1 protein-coding gene is annotated in these 540 nt (G+C 36.3%); it reads left to right on the top strand.

Annotation, left to right across the window (positions count from 1 at the left end):
* Window positions 1–221: 221 nt before the first annotated feature.
* Window positions 222–540 (top strand): DDE-type integrase/transposase/recombinase (locus tag D4A39_RS18045; RefSeq protein ID WP_233552525.1); only part of this gene is annotated, 319 nt, incomplete at its 3' end.

The raw sequence follows: 540 nt of genomic DNA, 5'->3' as shown, positions 1-540 counted from the left end.
ACATGGTCCATACCGATAAAACGGAATTATGGCACAAACGTCTTGGGCATGTACACTATCGAAACTTATTTAGATTGAGCAAAAGAGAACTAATTAGAGGTCTACCAAAATTACAAAAGATAGACAAAATATGTGGTGAATGCCAATTAGGCAAACAGATTAGGAGCTCTCACAAGAAAGTGAACTCCAATACCACATCCAGACCACTCGAACTTCTCCACATGGATCTAATTGGACCAACTAGAACGGAGAGTCGAGGTGGCAAAAAATATATTTTGGTTATCGTAGACGACCATACCAGATTCATTTGGGTATCATTCTTAAAAGATAAAACTGAAACCCTGGATGAAGTAAAAAAGGTCATTAAACGAATCCAAAATGAAAAAGGTTCTCAAGTCTGTAAAATCCGTAGTGATCATGGTTCGGAATTTGAAAATAGCAGTTTTGAGAAATTCTATAATAATCAAGGAATATCACATGAATTCTCTGCCCCTAAAATGCCTCAACAAAATGGTATTGTAGAGAGGAAAAATAGAGTTC

This window comes from Alcanivorax profundi, from assembly GCF_003597125.1.
In the GTDB taxonomy this organism is placed as follows: domain Bacteria; phylum Pseudomonadota; class Gammaproteobacteria; order Pseudomonadales; family Alcanivoracaceae; genus Alcanivorax; species Alcanivorax profundi.
This window is presented reverse-complemented; position numbering and strand designations above follow the sequence as displayed.